This window comes from Kribbella sp. NPDC048837, assembly GCF_055586945.1.
Window position 1 is genome coordinate 222,934 of the sequence record NZ_JBVJHF010000006.1, and the last position, 17,479, is coordinate 240,412.

Consider the following 17,479-nt stretch of genomic DNA (forward strand, 5'->3'; position numbering starts at 1 on the left):
GGCTTGTGGCGACCGATCCATCCTCGCTTGTGGTTGTCTCCAGGTCGTCTCTGGGTCTCAGGTAGTCGCCCTGGCAACAAAAAACCCCTTCCGCCGGGTTGGCTGAAGGGGCGCGCTCGACTCGGTGGTCGCGTCAGTCGGCGCGCCGCACAAGTACGAGGAGAATCGATCGCATGTAGGCATTATTCGCCTCGGGACCGCGATCGGGTCAAGTTCAGCTCCACGCTGTCTCATTTTGTGAGATGGCCGTCTTTAGATACAGACCGCCCCCTCGGACGCCGAACGGACCAGCCGGGTGTACTTGCCGAGCACGCCCTTGGTGATCGCCGGGGTCTTCGGGGTCCAGCCCTGCTTGCGGCGTTCGAGTTCCGCGGCGGTGATGTGCAGGTCGAGCGTGCGGTTCTTCACGTCGAGGGTGATCCGGTCGCCGTCGCGGACGAACGCGATCGGGCCGCCGTCGACCGCCTCGGGTGCGACGTGTCCCACGCAGAGTCCCGTCGTACCGCCGGAGAAGCGGCCGTCGGTGAGCAGCAGGACGTCCTTGCCGAGGCCGGCGCCCTTGATCGCGCCGGTGACGGCGAGCATCTCGCGCATACCGGGACCGCCCTTGGGGCCTTCGTACCGGATCACGACGACGTCGCCGGGATTCAGCGAGCCGACCGCGTCCATCGCACCGCGTTCGCCGTCGAAGACCCGCGCGGTCCCCTCGAAGACGTCCGAGTCGAAGCCGGCGCTCTTCACCACCGCACCTTCCGGCGCGAGCGAGCCGTGCAGGATCGTGATGCCGCCGGTGCCGTGGATCGGCTTGTCGAGCGCACGGATGATCGTGCCGTCGACATCGGGCGGCGCGATGTCGGCGAGGTTCTCGGCCATCGTCTTCCCGGTGACGGTCAGGCAGTCGCCGTGCAGCAGGCCGGCGTCGAGCAGGGCCCGCATGACCACCGGGATGCCGCCGACGCGGTCGACGTCGGTCATCACGTAGCGGCCGAACGGCTTCAGGTCGCCGAGATGCGGCACCCGGTCGCCGATCCGGTTGAAGTCGGCCAGGGTGAGATCGACCGCGGCCTCGCGGGCGATCGCGAGCAGATGGAGGACGGCGTTCGTCGAGCCGCCGAGCGCCATCACCACGGCGATCGCGTTCTCGAACGCCTCCTTGGTGAGGATCTGGCGGGCCGTGATTCCCTTCTGCAGCAGGCCGACCGCGGCCTCGCCGGACTTGCGGGCGTAGCCGTCGCGGCGCCGGTCGACCGCCGGCGGAGCGGCCGAGCCGGGGAGCGACATACCGAGTGCTTCGGCGGACGCGGCCATCGTGTTGGCGGTGTACATCCCGCCGCAGGCGCCCTCACCGGGGCAGATCGCCCGCTCGACCGCGTCGACCTCGTCCCGGGTGATCAGGCCGCGAACACACGCGCCGACCGCCTCGAACGCGTCGATGATCGTGACGTCCTTGTCGCCGAGGCGGCCCGGCATGATCGAGCCGGCGTACAGGAACACCGACGCCAGATCGAGCCTGGCCGCGGCCATCAGCATGCCGGGCAGCGACTTGTCGCAGCCGGCCAGCAGGACCGAGCCGTCGAGGCGCTCGGCCTCCATCACCGTCTCGACCGAGTCGGCGATGATCTCGCGGCTGACGAGCGAGTAGTGCATGCCGACGTGGCCCATCGAGATGCCGTCGGACACGCTGATCGTGCCGAACTCGAGCGGGTAGCCGCCGGCCGCGTGCACACCTTCCTTGACCGCCTTCGCGAGCCGGTCGAGGGACAGGTTGCACGGGGTGATCTCGTTCCAGCTCGAGGCGACCCCGACCTGCGGCTTGGCCCAGTCGTCGTCCCCCATCCCGACCGCCCGGAGCATCCCCCGGCTGGCGGTGGCTTCCAGCCCATCGGTCACTGTCCGGCTACGAGGCTTCACGTCGACCATGCCGCTCACTCTATTCCCCGGCCTACGCTGTGCCAGGTGAACCAGCTCGAGGCGTACATCGACGGGTGGCGGCGGCACGACATCCCGGCCGTCCTGGAGACGTTGACCGACGACTGCGTGGTGATCGAGTGCTACGGGCCGGTCTATCGCGGCCGGGCACGGGTCGAGGAGTGGATGAACGCGTGGTTCGGGGCCGGTGGGACTGTGGACGGCTGGGAGATCACGTCGTCGGCGACCGCGGCTGAGGTATTGGTGGCCGAGTGGCATTTCGAGTGCACGTGGAAGGGCTCGCCGGGTGCGTTCGACGGCTCGACCGTCGCTCGGATCGATGACGGGCGCATCGGCTATCTCCGCGAGTACGCGACCACCGCACCGCTGTACGACTGGACCGGCACCTGGCGGGACTAAGCTGTGGCGCAGACCGCGACTGGCGAGGGTGGAGTACCACCGGGGAGCGGAATCAACCAGTAAGGCGTCGTCCGCCTGGGCGCCTCCGATCTCGGAGGTGCTTGATGCGTTATGGCATGAATCCCCATCAGACCGCGGGCCTGGCGGTGATCGGGTCGCGCGCTCCGTTCACCGTTGTTGCGGGGGCGCCGTCGTACATCAACGTGCTGGACGCGCTCACCGGGTGGCAGCTCGTGCGGGAGGCTTCGCAGGCGTTCGGTGTGCCGGCGGCCGCGTCGTACAAGCATGTGTCGCCGGCCGGGGTGGCGTTGGGTGAGACCGCTTATGTGCGGGCTCGCGATGCCGATCCGAAGTCGTCGTACGGCGACTTCGTTGCCGTCTCGCACCCGGTCGACGCGGAGCTCGCGGGGGTGCTCAAGCGGGTCGTGTCGGACGGGATCATCGCGCCCGGGTACGACGAGGGCGTGGTCGACACGTTGGCTGCGAAGAAGGGTGGGCGGTACCTGGTGCTCGAGGCCGACCCGGCGTTCGAGCCACCCGTGGAGGAGGTGCGCGAGTTCTACGGACTGCGGCTGACGCAGCGGCGGGACGACGTACCGCTGACGCGTGAGCTGCTGGATCCCGCGGTGCCGGATGCGGCCGCCCGGGACCTGGTGCTGGGGTTGATCGTTGCTCGCTACGCCCAGTCGAACACTGTGGTGATGGTCAAGGACGGCATGACGATCGGCGTGGGCGCTGGGCAGCAGTCGCGGGTGGACTGCACGCGGCTGGCCGGTGAGAAGGCCGCCGCGTGGTGGGCGCGCCGATCAGCCGAACCACTCACGGGTGTGTCGATGGTGTCCGACGGTGCGCTCCCCTTCGTCGACAACATCGAGGAAGCGCACCGGTACGGCGTCACCCACATCGCCGAGCCGGGTGGGTCGATCCGCTCGGACGAGGTCATGGCGGCGTGCGCCGAGCGCGGCATCAGCTTGTCGCAGACCGGCGTACGCCTGTTCCGGCACTAGACGGGGGACGTCTCGCGTGGTTTGGGTTCGGGGGCCGGTGGCGGCTCGCCGCCTTCCAGCTGGATGTCGGGGATGATGCGGTCGAGCCACTTCGGCAGCCACCAGGCGCGGTCGCCGAGCAGCGTCATCACCGCCGGGACGAGGATCATCCGGACGATACTCGCGTCGATCAGGACCGCGACGGCCATGCCGACCGCGAGCATCTTCACCGTCGGATCGTCGTCCAGGACGAAGCTCAGGAAGACCACGATCATGATCGCCGCCGCGGTCGTGATCACCCGGGCGGTCGCGCCGATCCCGATGGCCACGGCGCGATGGCTGTCGTTCGTCGCCAGCCAGGCCTCGTGGACGCGGGACAGCAGGAAGACCTCGTAGTCCATCGACAACCCGAACACGATCGCGAACATCAGCATCGGCACGAACGACGGGATCGGCACCTTCTCGTCGATCCCGACCAGGGAGGATCCCCAGCCCCACTGGAAAACCGCGACGATGACGCCGTACGCGGCCCCGACCGATAGCAGGTTGAGGATCGCGGCCTTCACCCCGATCAGCAGCGAACGGAACGCGACCGTGAGCAGCAGGAACGCCAGCAGCACGACCGCGCCGATCAGCCACAGCATCCGGCCGGCGACCTTCTCGGTGAAGTCGACGTACCCGGCCGTCGTCCCGACGACGTACGTCGGTTCCTGCTGCCCCGCGAGGACGTCGTCGCGGATCCGGTTGACCAGGTCCTCGGTCTCCGCCGCCGACGGCGAGGTGGTCGGGATGACGTTGATGATCGCCGTCGTACCGGCCCCGTTCGTGCTCGGTGGTTGGACGGCGGCCACGCCCTCGGTCTTCTGCAGCGTCGAGGCCAGCCCGGTCAGCAGGTTCTGGTTGTCGGCCGCGCTCTTCCCGGACGGGAGTTGTACGACGACAGTCAGCGGACCGTTGGCCCCCGGGCCGAACCCTTGCGCGACGAGGTCGTACGCCTTCCGGCTCGAATCCGCGGCGGGATCGGTGCCCGCGTCGAGCTGGCCCAGATTCATCGAGAACAGCGGGATGGCGAGGACGAGCAGCACCAGCGTGGCGACGATGCCGTACGGCCACGGCCGGTCGCTGACCCTGCGGCCCCACCGGGCGAAGGCGCTCTGCTCGTGCTTGAGATCGCGCTGCTCGCGCTCCTCCGCGCGGTGCTGCGCGATGGCCTGCTCGTCCGGGAGTCCGGCCTCGAGCTCGCGCTCCTCGGCCAGATGGTGCCGGTCCTTGCGGTTGAGGACGAGGAGCTTCGCCAGGCCGAGCAGGGCCGGGATCAGCGTGAGGGCCGCGAGGACGGTGACCGCGACGACGATCGCCGAGGACAGGCCGAGAGCACCGACGAACGGTACGCCGGAGACGTAGAGGCCGAGGATCGCGATCACGACTGTCCCGCCGGCGACCAGGATCGCAGCACCGGACGTCGATTCCGCGCGGCCGACGGACTCCTCGACACCCATCCCGTCGTCCAGTTGTTCTCGGTGCCGCGAGACCAGGAACAACCCGTAGTCGATCGCGACGCCGAGGCCGAGCAGGGTCGCGACGGTCGGCGCCGAGACCGGGAAGTCCTTCACGGCCGCGAGCAGGCCGAGAACGGCCAACCCGCCGCCCACGCTGAAGACCGCCGCGACCAGCGGCAGTCCGGAGGCCACGATCGAGCGGAACATCAAGAACAGCAACAGCAAAGCGAGCGCGAGACCGATCGCCTCCGAGACGGCGTCGTCGGCCTGTTTGCCGATCTGGCCCGCGCCGCCACCGAATTCAACCTGGAGGCCGGCGGACCGCGCCGGCTCGACCGCGGCGTTCAGCGAGTCGAGGTAGCTCTTGTCGAGCGAGGCCGGCACCACGGAGAACGAGACCGGTGCGTTGACGACCGTTCCGTCCTTGGAGATATAGGCCGTCTGGTTGGTCGCGAGCGGGTCGGAGGCCGAGACGACGTCGGGCAGTTTGCCGACGTCGGCCATCGTGGTCTTGACCGCGTCGGCCTGTGCGGAGACCGTTCCGGACGTCGAGTGGAACACGATCGAGCCGGAGTAGCCGCCGGCCTTGGCGAAGTCCTTGTTCAGCAGATTCAGACCGGCCGAAGACTCACTGCCCGGCACGGTGTAGTTGTTGACGTACGTGCCGCCGAAAGCCGACCGGAGCACGAACAGTCCGACGACCAGCACCACCCAGCCCGCGATCACGAACCAGTGATGGCGAGCGGCCCCCCGTCCGAGCCGATCGAGAAACGCATGCATGTAGGCGCCCCCTCCCCCAGGCGCCCCCCAGGCGACGGCCGAGCCGTCGGCCCCTCCGCCCGACAGTAAAGCCGGGCCTGCCCCGTCACAACCCTTCGATCCCGGTGCACGCCCTCCGCCACCGGCCCATCGCACTCAGTTGCCAACGGCCCTCAAACGTTTGCCCAACCGCCTGTCCTCACAGGCGAACCCGCCCGGAGCGCACCACCTCCCGGACGACCTCCGCCGTACCGGCGGCGTCCAACCGGCTCGTGTCGAGCGCGTGCGGTTCCAGCTCCCCGAGGTCCGCGAAGGCCCCGTGCAGTCCGGTGATCGCGTCGACATCCTTCAACTCGGTGTCGGCGCGCTGCCGGGCCCGATCCAGCGTGGTGTCCAGATCCGGGCGGAGTACGACGTACGACATCGTCCACTCCCCCGCCGCGGCGGCCGCGCGGTACGGCGGGAGGAACCACGGCCCGATGATCCCGTCGACGACCACGTCGTACCCACCCCGCGCGTACACCGCGACCGCCGCCACCACCGCGTCGACAACCACCTCGTTCTGCCGCTGAGCCCCCGGCAGGTACGGCGGCACGAAGCCGGTCCGGATCGCCCGGAAGAACTCGTCGGTCGTCAGGTGCACGGTCGGGCGAGCCGCGTCACCGGCGAGGAGAGCGGCCACGGTCGTCTTGCCCGCGCCGGGCGAACCGGTCAGGAGAAGTACTTCGCTCATGCCGCGGAACGCTAACCAAGCGCAGCGGCAAACTGCAGTCTTTTCTTTCCGGCGAGCGTCAGCCGCCGGCGACGCTGGGGAGGACGAGGAGTTCGTCGCCGTCGGAGACCTTGGTGTGCAGGCCGTCCAGGTCGCGGATGTTGTCGTTGCCGAGGTAGATGTTGACGTGGCGCCGGAGGGCGCCCTGCTCGTCGGTCAAGCGGCGGCGCAGCACCGGGTCGAGGGCAGCGAAGACCTCGCCGACCGTGCCGCCGTCGACCTCCACCCGGTCGGCTCCGGACGCGAACGGCTGGAGCACGGTCGGCAGACGGACCGCGATCATCCGACCACCGCGGCGCGGACCGTGAGTACGTCGGGCAGGTGGCGCGCGACCTCGACCCACGTGTCGCCCGCGTCGGCGCTGGCGTAGACGCAGCCGTCCCGAGTGCCGACGTACACACCAGCCGAGCCGGCCGTGTCGGTGCTGAGCGCGTCGCGCAGGACCGGAACGTACGACACGTCGGGCAGGCCCGTGGTCAGCGGCTCCCAGGTCGCGCCCGCGTCCCGCGAGCGGTAGACCCGGCACTTGCCCTCGGTCGGGATCCGGTTCGCGTCCGCGACCAGCGGGAAGACGTACACGGTGTCGGGCTCGTGCGGATGCACCGCGATCGGGAACCCGAAGTCCGACGGCAACCCGTCCGCGATCGACTTCCAGATCGCCCCGCCGTCGTCGGAGCGGTAGACGCCGTGATGGTTCTGCGCGAACATCCGCTCGGGCACGTCGGGATGCGCGGCCAGCTTGTGGACACACTGGCCGAACTCCGGATACGGGTCCGGGAAGAACTTCGCCTGGATCCCCTGGTTCGCCGGCTCCCACGACGCACCACCGTCGGCGGTCCGGTAGACCCCGCCGGTCGACATCGCGACATTGACCCGATCGGGGTCGGTCGGGTGCGGCAGCACGGTGTGGATCGCCTGCCCGCCGAACCCTGCGCCCCACTCCTTGCGGTGCGGGTGGTCCCACAGCCCACGGACCAGCTCGAACGTCACACCCCCGTCGGTCGACTTCCACAGCGCCGACGGCTCGGTCCCGGCGTACACGACGCCCGGCTGCCCGGCCGGACCGGGCTGGATCTGCCAGACGCGCTCGAGCGAGGCCTCGGCGTCGGCCGGGAACCCGATCGATCCCTCCGGCGGCTCCGCCCAGGTCGCGCCGAGGTCGTCGGAGTGGAAGACCGCCGGACCCCAGTGCTCACTGGTCCCGCCGGCGAACACCCGCGGCCGCTCGCCCCGGGTGTCGATCCCGACGGCGTACACCCCCTGCATCTCGAACTCCGGCACCGGACTGTCCAGCGTCCAGCGCTGCCGGGCGGCATCGCTCCGGCCGATCCAGAGCCCCTTCTTGGTTCCGATCAGCAGTACGGCCTCGGACATCGTCGTCCTCCTCTTAGCGTGGCGGCCCCGCCACCACATTGATCAACGGTTCTCCCGCCGCGTAGCGCTCCAGTTGCGCACGAACCAGCCGGGCCACCCGCGGCGGGAACGCCGTCGAGGCACCGCCCCGGTGCGGGTTGATCAGCACGTTCGGAGCAGACCACAGCGGATGTCCGGCGGGCAACGGCTCGGGATCGGTCACGTCCAGCGCGGCACTGATCCGGCGCGTGCCGAGCTCGGCCAGCAGCGCCTCGGTGTCCACCACGACACCGCGCGCGACGTTCACCAGCAGGGCTCCGTCCTTCAGCCGGGCCAGGAACTTCGCGTCGACCATCCCGGTGGTCTCCGGCGTCGCCGGCGTCAGCAGTACGACGACGTCCGCCCGCGGCAGCAGCTCCGGCAGCTCGGCGATCGGGTGGACGCCGTCCCGCGCCCGCCTAGCGACCCGGATCACGTCACACTCGAACCCGCTCAGCCGCCGCTCCAGCGCCTCCCCGATCGACCCGTACCCGAGGATCAGCACGGTCCGATCCGCGAGCGAGTCGTCGACCTCGTCGTACGACGAGGGCCAGATCTGGCGCTCCTGGTTGCGAACGGCCCGCGGCAGGCGCCGGTACGACGCCAGGATCAGGCCGACGGCGAGCTCGGCGGTGGAGGCGTCGTGGACCCCGCGCGCGTTGCACAAGGTGACGCCCTCGGCCAGGTATGGCAGCACGTTCTCGAAGCCGGCGGTCTGGAGCTGCACCACCTTCAGCGCGGGCATGTCCCGGACCACCTCGGCGACCTTCGGGCCGCCCATGTAGCCGGGCACGTAGAACTCCACCTCACCGATCGACGCCGGCAGCTCGCCACCGTCGAAGCAGTCGACGTCGAAGCCCGCGGGCAACCCGCCCAGGAAGGTCCCGGGGTCCTCCCAGGGCAGCCATGCCTTCACCACATCAGCCATGCCCCGAACCTACTCGGCTCCCAGGACAGTTTTGAACTCCCGTGCCACAGGCTGGGCGTCGTCGTACTCTGGATCGGTGCCTTCGACATCGGATCTGGCGGCGACACTCGAGCATGATCAAGCCGTAGGGCGGTTGCGGGAGTCGTACCAGCGCATCCCCGCAGGCGAGCCCGTTCGGCTGGCGAAGCGCAGCTCGAATCTGTTCCGGCCGCGAACGGAGGTCGAGCGCCCGGGGCTGGACGTGTCGAAGCTGACCGGGGTGATCAGCGTCGATCCGGCCGCGCGGACCGCCGACGTCCAGGGCATGTGCACGTACGAGGACCTGGTCGCGGCGACTCTCCCGCACGGGCTGACCCCGATGGTCGTGCCGCAACTGAAGACGATCACCCTCGGCGGCGCGGTGACCGGGCTCGGCATCGAGTCGTCGTCGTTCCGGGCCGGCCTGCCGCACGAGTCCGTGCTCGAGCTCGACATCCTCACCGGCGCCGGAGACCTCGTCACCGCGCGGCCTTCCGGTGAGCACGCGGACCTGTTCCGGATGTTCCCGAACTCCTACGGCACCCTCGGCTACGCGACCCGGCTGAAGATCGAGCTCGACCGGATCTCGCCATACGTCGCCCTCCGGCACGTCCGCCTGGGCCTGGACGAGCTGGGCCCGGCGATCGACGAGATCGTTGCCTCCGGCACGTACGACGGGGAGCCGGTGCACTTCGTCGACGGGGTCGCGTTCAGCCCGGCCGAGGCCTACCTGACCCTCGGCCGCAACAGCGACGCGGCCGTCCGGACCAGCGACTACACCGGGCAGCAGATCTACTACCGCTCGATCCAGCACCGGCAGACGGACTTCCTCACCGCGCACGACTACCTGTGGCGCTGGGACACCGACTGGTTCTGGTGCTCGGCCGCGTTCGGCGCCCAGAAGCCGCTGGTACGCCGGCTGTGGCCCAAACGCTGGCGGCGCAGCGACGTGTTCCACAAGATCGTGGGTTTCGAGAACCGCCATCACGTCGCGGCGCGGATCAGCCGGCGCCGCGGCCAGCCGGATCGCGAACGCGTTGTCCAGGATGTGGAGATCCCGGTCGGCAAGCTGGCCGGCTTCCTGCGCTGGTTCGACGCCCACGTGGGCATGCGGCCGGTGTGGCTGTGTCCCCTGCGGCTGCGCGGCTCGGCGGCCTGGCCGCTCTACCCGCTCCAACCCGGCCAGACCTACGTGAATGTGGGCTTCTGGGGCACTGTGCCGATCGCTCCCGGCGCTGTGGACGGTGATGTGAACCGGCACATCGAGACGGCGGTGACCGATTTCGGCGGGCACAAGTCGCTGTACTCCGACGCTTACTACGACCGAGACACGTTCGACCGGCTCTACAACGTCCCGGCCCTGACCGAGGTGAAGAAACGCTACGACCCGAACGCCCGGCTGACCGGGCTCTACGAGAAGGCGGTGACGCGCCGATGACGACGCTCGCGACCCGGGTATCGATCGCTGACGCACTGACCACGGTGACTCCGGACGGCCTGCCGTTCCGGTTCACGGCGTACGACGGTAGTGCGACCGGCCCGGAGGACTCGCCGATCCACATGCACCTGGCCTCCGAGCGCGGCCTGTCGTACGTCCTCACGGCCCCTGGTGACCTCGGGCTCGTCCGCGCGTACGTGATGGGCGACCTGGAGATCACCGGCGCCCACCCGGGCAACCCGTACGAACTGATGCGGATGATGCTCAACCAGTTGCACTTCGAGCGGCCGACGACGGCCGAGGCACTGCGGATCGTCCGCGGGCTCGGGTGGAGTCACCTGAAGCCGCCGCCTCCACCGCCGCAGGAGCACCTGCCGAAGTGGCGCCGTACGTTCGAAGGGCTCCGGCACTCGAAGGCCCGGGACCGGGCCGCGATCCACCACCACTACGACGTGTCCAACGCGTTCTACGAGTGGATCCTCGGGCCGTCGATGACCTACACCTGTGCCGTCTACCCGACGGCGGACGCTTCGCTGGAGCAGGCGCAGTACGAGAAGTACGACCTGGTCGCGCGGAAGCTGGACCTCAAGCCGGGGATGCGGCTGCTCGACGTCGGCTGCGGCTGGGGCGGCATGGTCCGGCACGCGGCCCGCGAATACGGCGTGACCGCGCTGGGCGTCACGTTGTCGTCGGCGCAGGCCGAGTGGGCGGCCGAGGCGATCAAGCGTGAGGGACTGGAGGACCGGGCCGAGGTACGGTTCCTGGACTACCGCGACGTGTCCGAGCGGGACTTCGACGCGATCAGCTCGATCGGGCTGACCGAACACATCGGCGTCCGCAACTACCCGTCGTACTTCGGTTTCCTGCTCGACCGGCTGAAGCCCGGTGGCCGGCTGCTGAACCACAGCATCACCCGGCCGGACAACCGCTTCCGCTCGACCGGCGCGTTCATCGACCGCTACATCTTCCCCGACGGCGAGCTGATCGGCTCCGGCCGCATCATCGCCGAGGCCCAGGACGCCGGCTTCGAGGTCCGCCACGAGGAGAACCTCCGCGAGCACTACGCCCTCACGCTGGCCGCCTGGTCCGACAACCTCGTCGCCCACTGGGACGAGGCCGTCGCCGAAGTAGGCCACCCCACCGCCAAGATCTGGGGCCTCTACCTGGCCGCCTGCCGCGTCGGCTTCGAACGCAACAACACCCAACTCCACCAGTTCCTCGCCGTAAAGCTGGACGAGAACGCCGACGCCCACTTCCCGTTGAGACCCACCTGGGGCAGCTGAACCTCTGCGGGACCTGCGGTGTAGTACTGGACAGGACTAACTGAGGAGACGGTGTGCGCGGTACGGCGGTCAGGCGACGGGGGCGCGGGGCGGCGGTTCTGGCCGCGGTGGCGTTGGTCGCGGGGTGTTCTGAGGACACGCCGAGCAGTAGTGGGAGTGCGTCCGCGCCGATCGGCTCGGAGTCGGTGGGGACTGTGCGGTTGGCGGTGGCTTCGACGGTGGCGACCGGGATCGAGGTGCCGTGGGGGTTGGCGTTTCTGCCGGACAAGAGTGCGTTGGTGGCGGAGCGGGACTCGGGGAAGGTGAAGCGGGTCGCCGACGGGCAGGTGAGTGACGTCGGCGAGGTGGATGACGTGAATGCGTCCGCCGAGGGCGGGCTGCTGGGGCTGGCCGTCGATCCCGGGTATCCGGGCCGGCCCTACATCTACGCGTACTACTCCGGCGGGGACGACAACCGGATCGCGCGGATCACCTACCAGGACAACAAGCTGTCCGACCAGCAGGTGATCCTCGAGGGGATCCCGTCGGCCGCGATCCACAACGGTGGGCGGCTGCGGTTCGGCCCTGACGGCTTCCTGTACGCCGGGACCGGCGACGGAGCCGATCGGCCGAACTCGCAGGACGACGGGTCGCTGGGCGGGAAGATCCTGCGCATCACCACCGACGGGAAGGCCGCGCCGGGCAACCCGGACGGGCGGGTCTGGGTCACCAAGGGCCACCGGAACGTGCAGGGTCTCGCCTTCGACGGCAACCAGTTGTACTCCGCGGAGTTCGGCCAGAACACGTGGGACGAGCTGAACGCGATCACCCCCGGCGCGGACTACGGCTGGCCGGCCGCCGAGGGGATCAGCAACCTGGACGGGATGACCGACCCGATCGCCCAGTGGCACACCTCCGACGCCTCGCCGTCCGGGATCGCGTTCGCCCAGGGGCATGTCTTCATGGCGTCGCTGCGGGGTCAGCGGCTCTGGGCGATACCCGTTGCCAATGGCAAGCGAGTCGGCGAGCCGCAGGCGTTCTTCACCAATCGGTACGGGCGTCTGCGCACGGTCGAGGTGGCGCCGGACGGCTCGCTGTGGCTGACCACGTCGAACACCGACGGCCGCGGCGACACGCGGGACGGCGACGACCGGATCCTCCGGGTGACGATCAGCCGCTGACCTGCCAACCGTTTAGAAGCTTCGGCCGTCTGGTACTTGTGGGGAGAACCCCGCAACCACCAGAGGAGGAGATCGGCATGCCGACCGGCCAGCCGTCCGTAGTTCCCAGCAGTGTGATCGCTTCGGTGAGCAGCTTCGAGAATGCTCAGCGGACGGTCGGGTACCTGCGAAGTTACGGGATGGACGCGGCGAGCCTGGAGGTGGTCGGTGCCGAGCTCCGGCAGGCGGACAGACACCGGGTCATCCCGGTCGCGCGGCTCACCGGCGTCGGCGCGCTACAGGGCGCGCTGCTCGGAGTCCTCGCGGCGATCTTCGTCACGCTCGTCGCCGAGACCACCCTGAACGGGCTGGCCGTCGTCGTCTGGGGTTTCGTGTACGGCGTACTGCTCGGAGCGCTGTGGGGTTTGTTCCGGGGACTCGTCCGCAACCGGCCCGAGGCGGTCACGACCGAGGTCGTGCCGACCCGCTTCGAGGTCCGCTGCCCACCCGAGGAGCTGTCGGTCGCCCAGACCCTGCTCGCGGATGCCACGGACATCGACGACGGTCGCGTCGAGCGCGAGGTCATCGCGGACGCACCCAAGCAGGAACAGCCTCAGCAGGACGCGTCTCAGCAGGACGCGCCCCAGAAGGACGCCGCCTGAAACCGGGCCGGGCCCGGGTGACAGCACCCGGGCCCGGCATCAACCTCAGCAGCCGTCAGATACCCAGCTTCGCGTTCAGGAGCTCGCGGACCTTAGCCGCGTCGGCCTGACCGCGCATGTCCTTCATCACCGCGCCGATCAGCGCACCGGCGGCGGCCGGCTTCCCGGAGTTGACCTTCTCGACCACGTCCGGGTTGGCCGCGATCGCCCGCTCGATCGCCTCGATCAGGGCCGAGTCGTCCGAGACGAGCGCCAGACCGCGCTTCTCGATGATCTCGGCCGGCGTGCCCTCACCCTTGATCAGCCCGTCGAACACCTGGCGCGCGAGCTTGTCGTTCAGCGAACCTTCGTCGACCAGCTTCTGCACCTCGGCGACCTCGGCCGGACCGACACCCAGCGCGTCGAGGTCCTGGCCCGACTCGTTCGCGGCCCGGGCCAGCTCACCCAGCCACCACTTCTTCGCCGCGGCCGGGGTGATCCCGAGCTCGACGGTCGCCACGATCGGCTCGAGCGCGTTGCCGTTGACGACGTCGCGCATCTCCAGGTCGGTGAAACCCCACTCCTCCTGCAGGCGGACCCGGCGTACAGAAGGTGCCTCGGGCAACGAAGAGCGGATCTCCTCGACCCACTCGCGGGACGGGGCGACCGGGACCAGGTCGGGCTCCGGGAAGTACCGGTAGTCCTCGGCGTCGGACTTCTCCCGGCCGGAGGTGGTGATACCGGTGTCCTCGTGCCAGTGCCGGGTCTCCTGCACGACCTTGCCACCAGCGGCGAGCACCGCCGCCTGCCGGGTGATCTCGTAGGTCACCGCGCGCTCGACCGAGCGGAACGAGTTCACGTTCTTGGTCTCGGTCCGGGTGCCGAGGGTCGACGAACCTCGCGGCTTCAGCGACACGTTGGCGTCGCAGCGCAGCGAGCCCTGGTCCATCCGGACGTCGGAGACGCCGAGCGCGAGCAGCAGGTCCCGCAGCATGCTCACGTACGCCCGCGCCACCGCGGCGGCCTTGTCCCCCGGCACCTCGATCGTCTTGGTGACGATCTCGATCAGCGGGATACCGGCCCGGTTGTAGTCGACCAGCGAGTGCGAGGCACCGTGGATCCGGCCGGTCGCGCCACCGACGTGGGTGGACTTGCCGGTGTCCTCCTCCATGTGGGCGCGCTCGATCTCGATCCGGTACGTCTCGCCGTCGACGACCACCTCGGTCCAGCCGTTGTACGCGATCGGCTCGTCGTACTGCGAGGTCTGGAAGTTCTTCGGCATGTCCGGGTAGAAGTAGTTCTTCCGGGCGAACCGGCACCACTCGGCGATCTCGCAGTTCAGCGCGAGGCCGATCTTGATCGCGGACTCGACGCCGCGCCGGTTCATCACCGGGAGCGCGCCGGGCAGACCGAGGCAGACCGGGCAGGTCTGGGTGTTCGGCGGAGCGCCGAACTCGGTCGGACAGCCGCAGAACATCTTCGACTTGGTGTTCAGCTCGACGTGGACCTCGAGGCCCATCACCGGGTCGTACTGCGTCAGGGCGTCGTCGATCTCGAGGACGTCTGCGGTCATCGGGTCACCTCCAGCTCCGGAGCCTTGGTCATCAGCACGCCGCCCCACTGCTCGGCCAGCGCGGACTCCAGCGCGGCGCCGACCGTGTAGCACAGGTCGTCGCGCATCACCGGCGCCATCACGTGGAAGCCGACCGGCATGCCGTCCTCGTCGGCCAGGCCGCACGGGAACGACCCGGCCGCGTTGCCGGCCAGGTTGGACGGGATCGTGCAGAGGTCGTTCTTGTACATGGCGATCGGGTCGTCGATCCGGTCGCCGATCGCGAACGCCGTGGTCGGCGTGGCCGGCGAGACCAGCACGTCGACGTGCTCGTAGGCGTTGGCGAAGTCGCGGGCGATCAGCGTCCGCACCTTCTGCGCCTGCCCGTAGTAGGCGTCGTAGTACCCGCTCGACAGCGCGTGCGTGCCGAGCATGATCCGGCGCTTCACCTCGGCGCCGAAGCCGGCCTCGCGGGTCAGGCTCATCACCGTCTCCGCGCTGTTCGTCCCGTCGTCGCCGACGCGCAGTCCGTACCGCATGGCGTCGAACTTGGCCAGGTTGGACGACGCTTCGCTCGGCAGGATCAGGTAGTACGCCGGCAGCGCGTACTCGAAGTGTGGGCAGGAGACCTCGACCACCTCGGCACCGAGCTTGGTGAGCAGCTCGACCGCCTCGTGGAAGCGCGCCTCGACGCCCGGCTGGTAGCCCTCGCCGCCGAGCTCCTTGACCACGCCGATCCGCAGACCCGCCACGTCACCGTTGCGTGCCGCCTCGACCACGGCCGGGACCGGCTGGTTGATCGAGGTGGAGTCCATCGGGTCGTACCCGGCGATCGCCTCGTGCAGCAGCGCCGCGTCCAGCGTCGTCCGCGCACACGGACCGGGCGTGTCCAGCGACGACGCCAGCGCGATCAGGCCGTACCGCGAGGTCCCGCCGTACGTCGGCTTGACGCCGACCGTGCCGGTGAACGCACCGGGCTGCCGGATCGAGCCGCCGGTGTCGGTGCCGATCGCGAGCGGCGCCTCGTACGCCGAGATCGCGGCCGACGACCCACCGCCGGAACCACCGGGGATCCGGCCCAGGTCCCACGGGTTGTGGGTGGTGCCGTACGCCGAGTTCTCCGTGGAGGAGCCCATCGCGAACTCGTCCATGTTGGTCTTGCCGAGGATCACGATGCCGGCCGCCTTGAGCCGCTTCACGACCGTCGAGTCGTACGGCGGCTTCCAGCCCTCGAGGATCTTCGAGCCGGCCGTGGTCGGCACGTCCTGCTGGGTCAGCACGTCCTTCAGCGCCAGCGGGACTCCGGCCAGCGGGCCGAGCTGCTCGCCCGCGGCACGCTTGGCGTCCACGGCGGCGGCCTGCGCCAGCGCGCCCTCGGTGTCGACGTGCAGGAACGCGTGCACGGCACCGTCGACCGCCGCGATCCGGTCCAGGTGCGCCTGGGTGATCTCCACCGAGCTGGCCTGGCCGGACGTCATCAACTCCGCGAGCTCGGCCGCGGTCTTGCGGATCAGGTCGCTCATCAGTCTTCCTCCAGGATCCGCGGCACCCGGAATCGCTGCTCCTCCGCGGCCGGCGCGCCGGACAGCGCCTGCTCCGGCGTGAGGCACGGGACGTTCTCGTCCGCGCGCATCACGTTGGTCAGCGGCAGGGCGTGCGAGGTCGGCGGGATGTCGTCCGCGGCCACCTGGCTGACCTGCCCGACCAGGGTGATGATCTGGTCGAGCTGTGGCGCGAGGTGGTCGAGCTCGTCGTCGGTGAGCTCGATCCGCGCCAGTCGCGCCAGGTGCGCGACCTCTTCGCGGGTAATCGATGGCATGAACTGATCCAATGTCTGCAAGTTGCCGAGAGAGCCAGGCAGAGAGGTTCTCTGCGTGACCCGAGCCATCCTAGTGGGCGGCTGTGACGCTCGCGTTTCCTCGGTCCCCCTGCCTGTGGACAACGCTCTGTGCTCAACTGCCGAGAGGGCCGGGCGTGTCTTCGCGTTCCGCTCTGTAACATTGGCGGCGACAGGGTGTTATACGCATGGTGATCGGCTGGGAGATGATCGTTCGGTGTTCCTGCTGCGATTGATCATCCCGGACCGGCCCGGTTCGCTGGGCACCGTGGCGACCGCGCTCGGTGAGGTGAACGCCGACATCCACGCCATCGAGATCGTCGAACACCGTCGTGAGAACGGCACCGCCGTCGACGACATCGTGGTCGACCTGCCGCAGGGCGTCCTGCCCGACCGCCTCGTCTCGGCGTGCAACGGCGTCCCGGACGTCGAAGTGATCTGGTTCTCGCGGTACGGCGCCGGCGGCGGACTGCACATGGATCTGGAAGCCGTCGAGCAGATGACGTCGGCTCCGGCCGACGCGATCGACATCCTGGTCGAGCAGTCGCCGGCCGTGCTGCACGCCGACTGGGCCGCGTTGCTGGACGGCACCGGCGGTGAGGTCAAGGTCGCGCTGGAGACCAGCGCCACCCCGGAGTTCGGCGAGATGGCCGGCCGGTGGCTGCCGATGCACAAGGCGACGACGCTGGACGCGCCCGAGCACAAGGGCCTGTCCGAGTCCGTGCTGGTCGCCGCCCCGCTGGAGTCCGAGCGCCGGATCCTGGTCATCGGCCGCCGCGGCGGTCCCGAGTTCCTCGGCTCCGAGGTCGCCCGCCTGAGCTACCTCGCCTCCCTGGCCGTCACTATCCGCGCCACCGCCTGACCCAGCACCTCCAGACATGCAGAAAGCCCCGCTCCTCGAGCGGGG

At 69.5% G+C, this 17,479-nt stretch carries 16 protein-coding genes and 1 riboswitch; of the genes, 7 read left to right on the forward strand and 9 right to left on the reverse strand.

What is annotated here, in order from left to right; genetic code table 11:
- Positions 1 to 252 precede the first annotated feature (252 nt).
- Positions 253 to 1,920, reverse strand: a complete 1,668-nt coding sequence (gene ilvD / locus ACZ6O0_RS27660) for a dihydroxy-acid dehydratase (RefSeq protein WP_465767896.1) — start codon at positions 1,918 to 1,920, stop codon at positions 253 to 255.
- 36 nt (positions 1,921 to 1,956) lie between these two features.
- On the opposite strand from ilvD, the gene ACZ6O0_RS27665 reads away from it, so the two are divergent.
- Both ACZ6O0_RS27665 and ACZ6O0_RS27670 read left to right on the forward strand, forming a co-directional pair.
- Positions 1,957 to 2,328 carry a nuclear transport factor 2 family protein gene (locus ACZ6O0_RS27665; protein WP_465767897.1) on the forward strand — a complete coding sequence of 124 codons (372 nt, stop codon included), beginning with the start codon at positions 1,957 to 1,959 and terminating at the stop codon, positions 2,326 to 2,328.
- A gap of 5 nt (positions 2,329 to 2,333) precedes the next feature.
- A riboswitch (ZMP/ZTP riboswitch) is annotated at positions 2,334 to 2,416 on the forward strand.
- Positions 2,417 to 2,432: 16 nt separating this feature from the next.
- Positions 2,433 to 3,335: a 5-aminoimidazole-4-carboxamide ribonucleotide transformylase gene (locus ACZ6O0_RS27670; protein WP_465767898.1), complete on the forward strand. Its 903-nt coding sequence runs from the start codon at positions 2,433 to 2,435 to the stop codon at positions 3,333 to 3,335.
- Here the strand turns inward: ACZ6O0_RS27670 and ACZ6O0_RS27675 are convergent.
- From ACZ6O0_RS27675 to ACZ6O0_RS27695, 5 genes are all read right to left on the reverse strand, one after another.
- A complete protein-coding gene (locus tag ACZ6O0_RS27675; protein ID WP_465767899.1) occupies positions 3,332 to 5,593 on the reverse strand; it encodes an MMPL family transporter in 2,262 nt (753 codons plus the stop codon). The two genes, ACZ6O0_RS27670 and ACZ6O0_RS27675, sit on opposite strands and share 4 nt — an antisense overlap.
- Positions 5,594 to 5,771: 178 nt before the next feature.
- The gene (locus ACZ6O0_RS27680; RefSeq protein WP_465767900.1) at positions 5,772 to 6,305 is read right to left on the reverse strand and encodes an AAA family ATPase; all 534 of its coding nucleotides are present in this window, start codon (positions 6,303 to 6,305) and stop codon (positions 5,772 to 5,774) included.
- A 58-nt stretch (positions 6,306 to 6,363) separates the two neighbouring features.
- Positions 6,364 to 6,627, reverse strand: coding sequence for a MoaD/ThiS family protein (locus ACZ6O0_RS27685; protein WP_465767901.1), 264 nt, complete (start codon positions 6,625 to 6,627; stop codon positions 6,364 to 6,366).
- Positions 6,624 to 7,718 carry a WD40/YVTN/BNR-like repeat-containing protein gene (locus ACZ6O0_RS27690; RefSeq protein WP_465767902.1) on the reverse strand — a complete coding sequence of 365 codons (1,095 nt, stop codon included), beginning with the start codon at positions 7,716 to 7,718 and terminating at the stop codon, positions 6,624 to 6,626. Before ACZ6O0_RS27690 ends, ACZ6O0_RS27685 begins: the two co-directional genes overlap by 4 nt.
- Before the next feature lie 13 nt (positions 7,719 to 7,731).
- Positions 7,732 to 8,664 (reverse strand): 2-hydroxyacid dehydrogenase, encoded by a 933-nt coding sequence (locus ACZ6O0_RS27695; protein WP_465767903.1) that lies wholly within the window; start codon positions 8,662 to 8,664, stop codon positions 7,732 to 7,734.
- A gap of 76 nt (positions 8,665 to 8,740) precedes the next feature.
- Here ACZ6O0_RS27695 and ACZ6O0_RS27700 point away from each other — a divergent pair, with 76 nt between their 5' ends.
- The 4 genes from ACZ6O0_RS27700 to ACZ6O0_RS27715 all read left to right on the forward strand — a co-directional run bounded on the left by ACZ6O0_RS27700 (position 8,741) and on the right by ACZ6O0_RS27715 (position 13,204).
- A complete protein-coding gene (locus ACZ6O0_RS27700) occupies positions 8,741 to 10,120 on the forward strand; it encodes an FAD-binding oxidoreductase (RefSeq protein ID WP_465767904.1) in 1,380 nt (459 codons plus the stop codon).
- Positions 10,117 to 11,403, forward strand: a complete 1,287-nt coding sequence (locus ACZ6O0_RS27705; RefSeq protein ID WP_465767905.1) for a class I SAM-dependent methyltransferase — start codon at positions 10,117 to 10,119, stop codon at positions 11,401 to 11,403. Before ACZ6O0_RS27700 ends, ACZ6O0_RS27705 begins: the two co-directional genes overlap by 4 nt.
- A 206-nt stretch (positions 11,404 to 11,609) precedes the next feature.
- Entirely contained in the window at positions 11,610 to 12,563 is a 954-nt protein-coding gene (locus tag ACZ6O0_RS27710; RefSeq protein ID WP_465767906.1) for a PQQ-dependent sugar dehydrogenase, read from the forward strand.
- A 125-nt stretch (positions 12,564 to 12,688) separates the two neighbouring features.
- Positions 12,689 to 13,204: a hypothetical protein gene (locus ACZ6O0_RS27715; RefSeq protein ID WP_465767907.1), complete on the forward strand. Its 516-nt coding sequence runs from the start codon at positions 12,689 to 12,691 to the stop codon at positions 13,202 to 13,204.
- Between the two features lie 55 nt (positions 13,205 to 13,259).
- Here ACZ6O0_RS27715 and gatB read toward each other — a convergent pair whose 3' ends face one another.
- Genes gatB through gatC form a run of 3 tightly spaced genes read right to left on the reverse strand, consistent with a single transcriptional unit; the run spans position 13,260 to position 16,554 of the window.
- Positions 13,260 to 14,756 carry an Asp-tRNA(Asn)/Glu-tRNA(Gln) amidotransferase subunit GatB gene (gene gatB / locus ACZ6O0_RS27720; protein ID WP_465767908.1) on the reverse strand — a complete coding sequence of 499 codons (1,497 nt, stop codon included), beginning with the start codon at positions 14,754 to 14,756 and terminating at the stop codon, positions 13,260 to 13,262.
- A complete protein-coding gene (gene gatA, locus ACZ6O0_RS27725; protein ID WP_465767909.1) occupies positions 14,753 to 16,258 on the reverse strand; it encodes an Asp-tRNA(Asn)/Glu-tRNA(Gln) amidotransferase subunit GatA in 1,506 nt (501 codons plus the stop codon). The genes gatB and gatA overlap by 4 nt, the downstream gene beginning before the upstream one ends.
- On the reverse strand, positions 16,258 to 16,554 hold the full coding sequence (gene gatC / locus ACZ6O0_RS27730; protein ID WP_131355449.1) for an Asp-tRNA(Asn)/Glu-tRNA(Gln) amidotransferase subunit GatC: 297 nt from the start codon (positions 16,552 to 16,554) through the stop codon (positions 16,258 to 16,260). The genes gatA and gatC overlap by 1 nt, the downstream gene beginning before the upstream one ends.
- A gap of 235 nt (positions 16,555 to 16,789) precedes the next feature.
- Here gatC and ACZ6O0_RS27735 point away from each other — a divergent pair, with 235 nt between their 5' ends.
- Positions 16,790 to 17,434: an ACT domain-containing protein gene (locus ACZ6O0_RS27735; protein ID WP_465767910.1), complete on the forward strand. Its 645-nt coding sequence runs from the start codon at positions 16,790 to 16,792 to the stop codon at positions 17,432 to 17,434.
- The last annotated feature ends 45 nt before the right edge of the window (positions 17,435 to 17,479 follow it).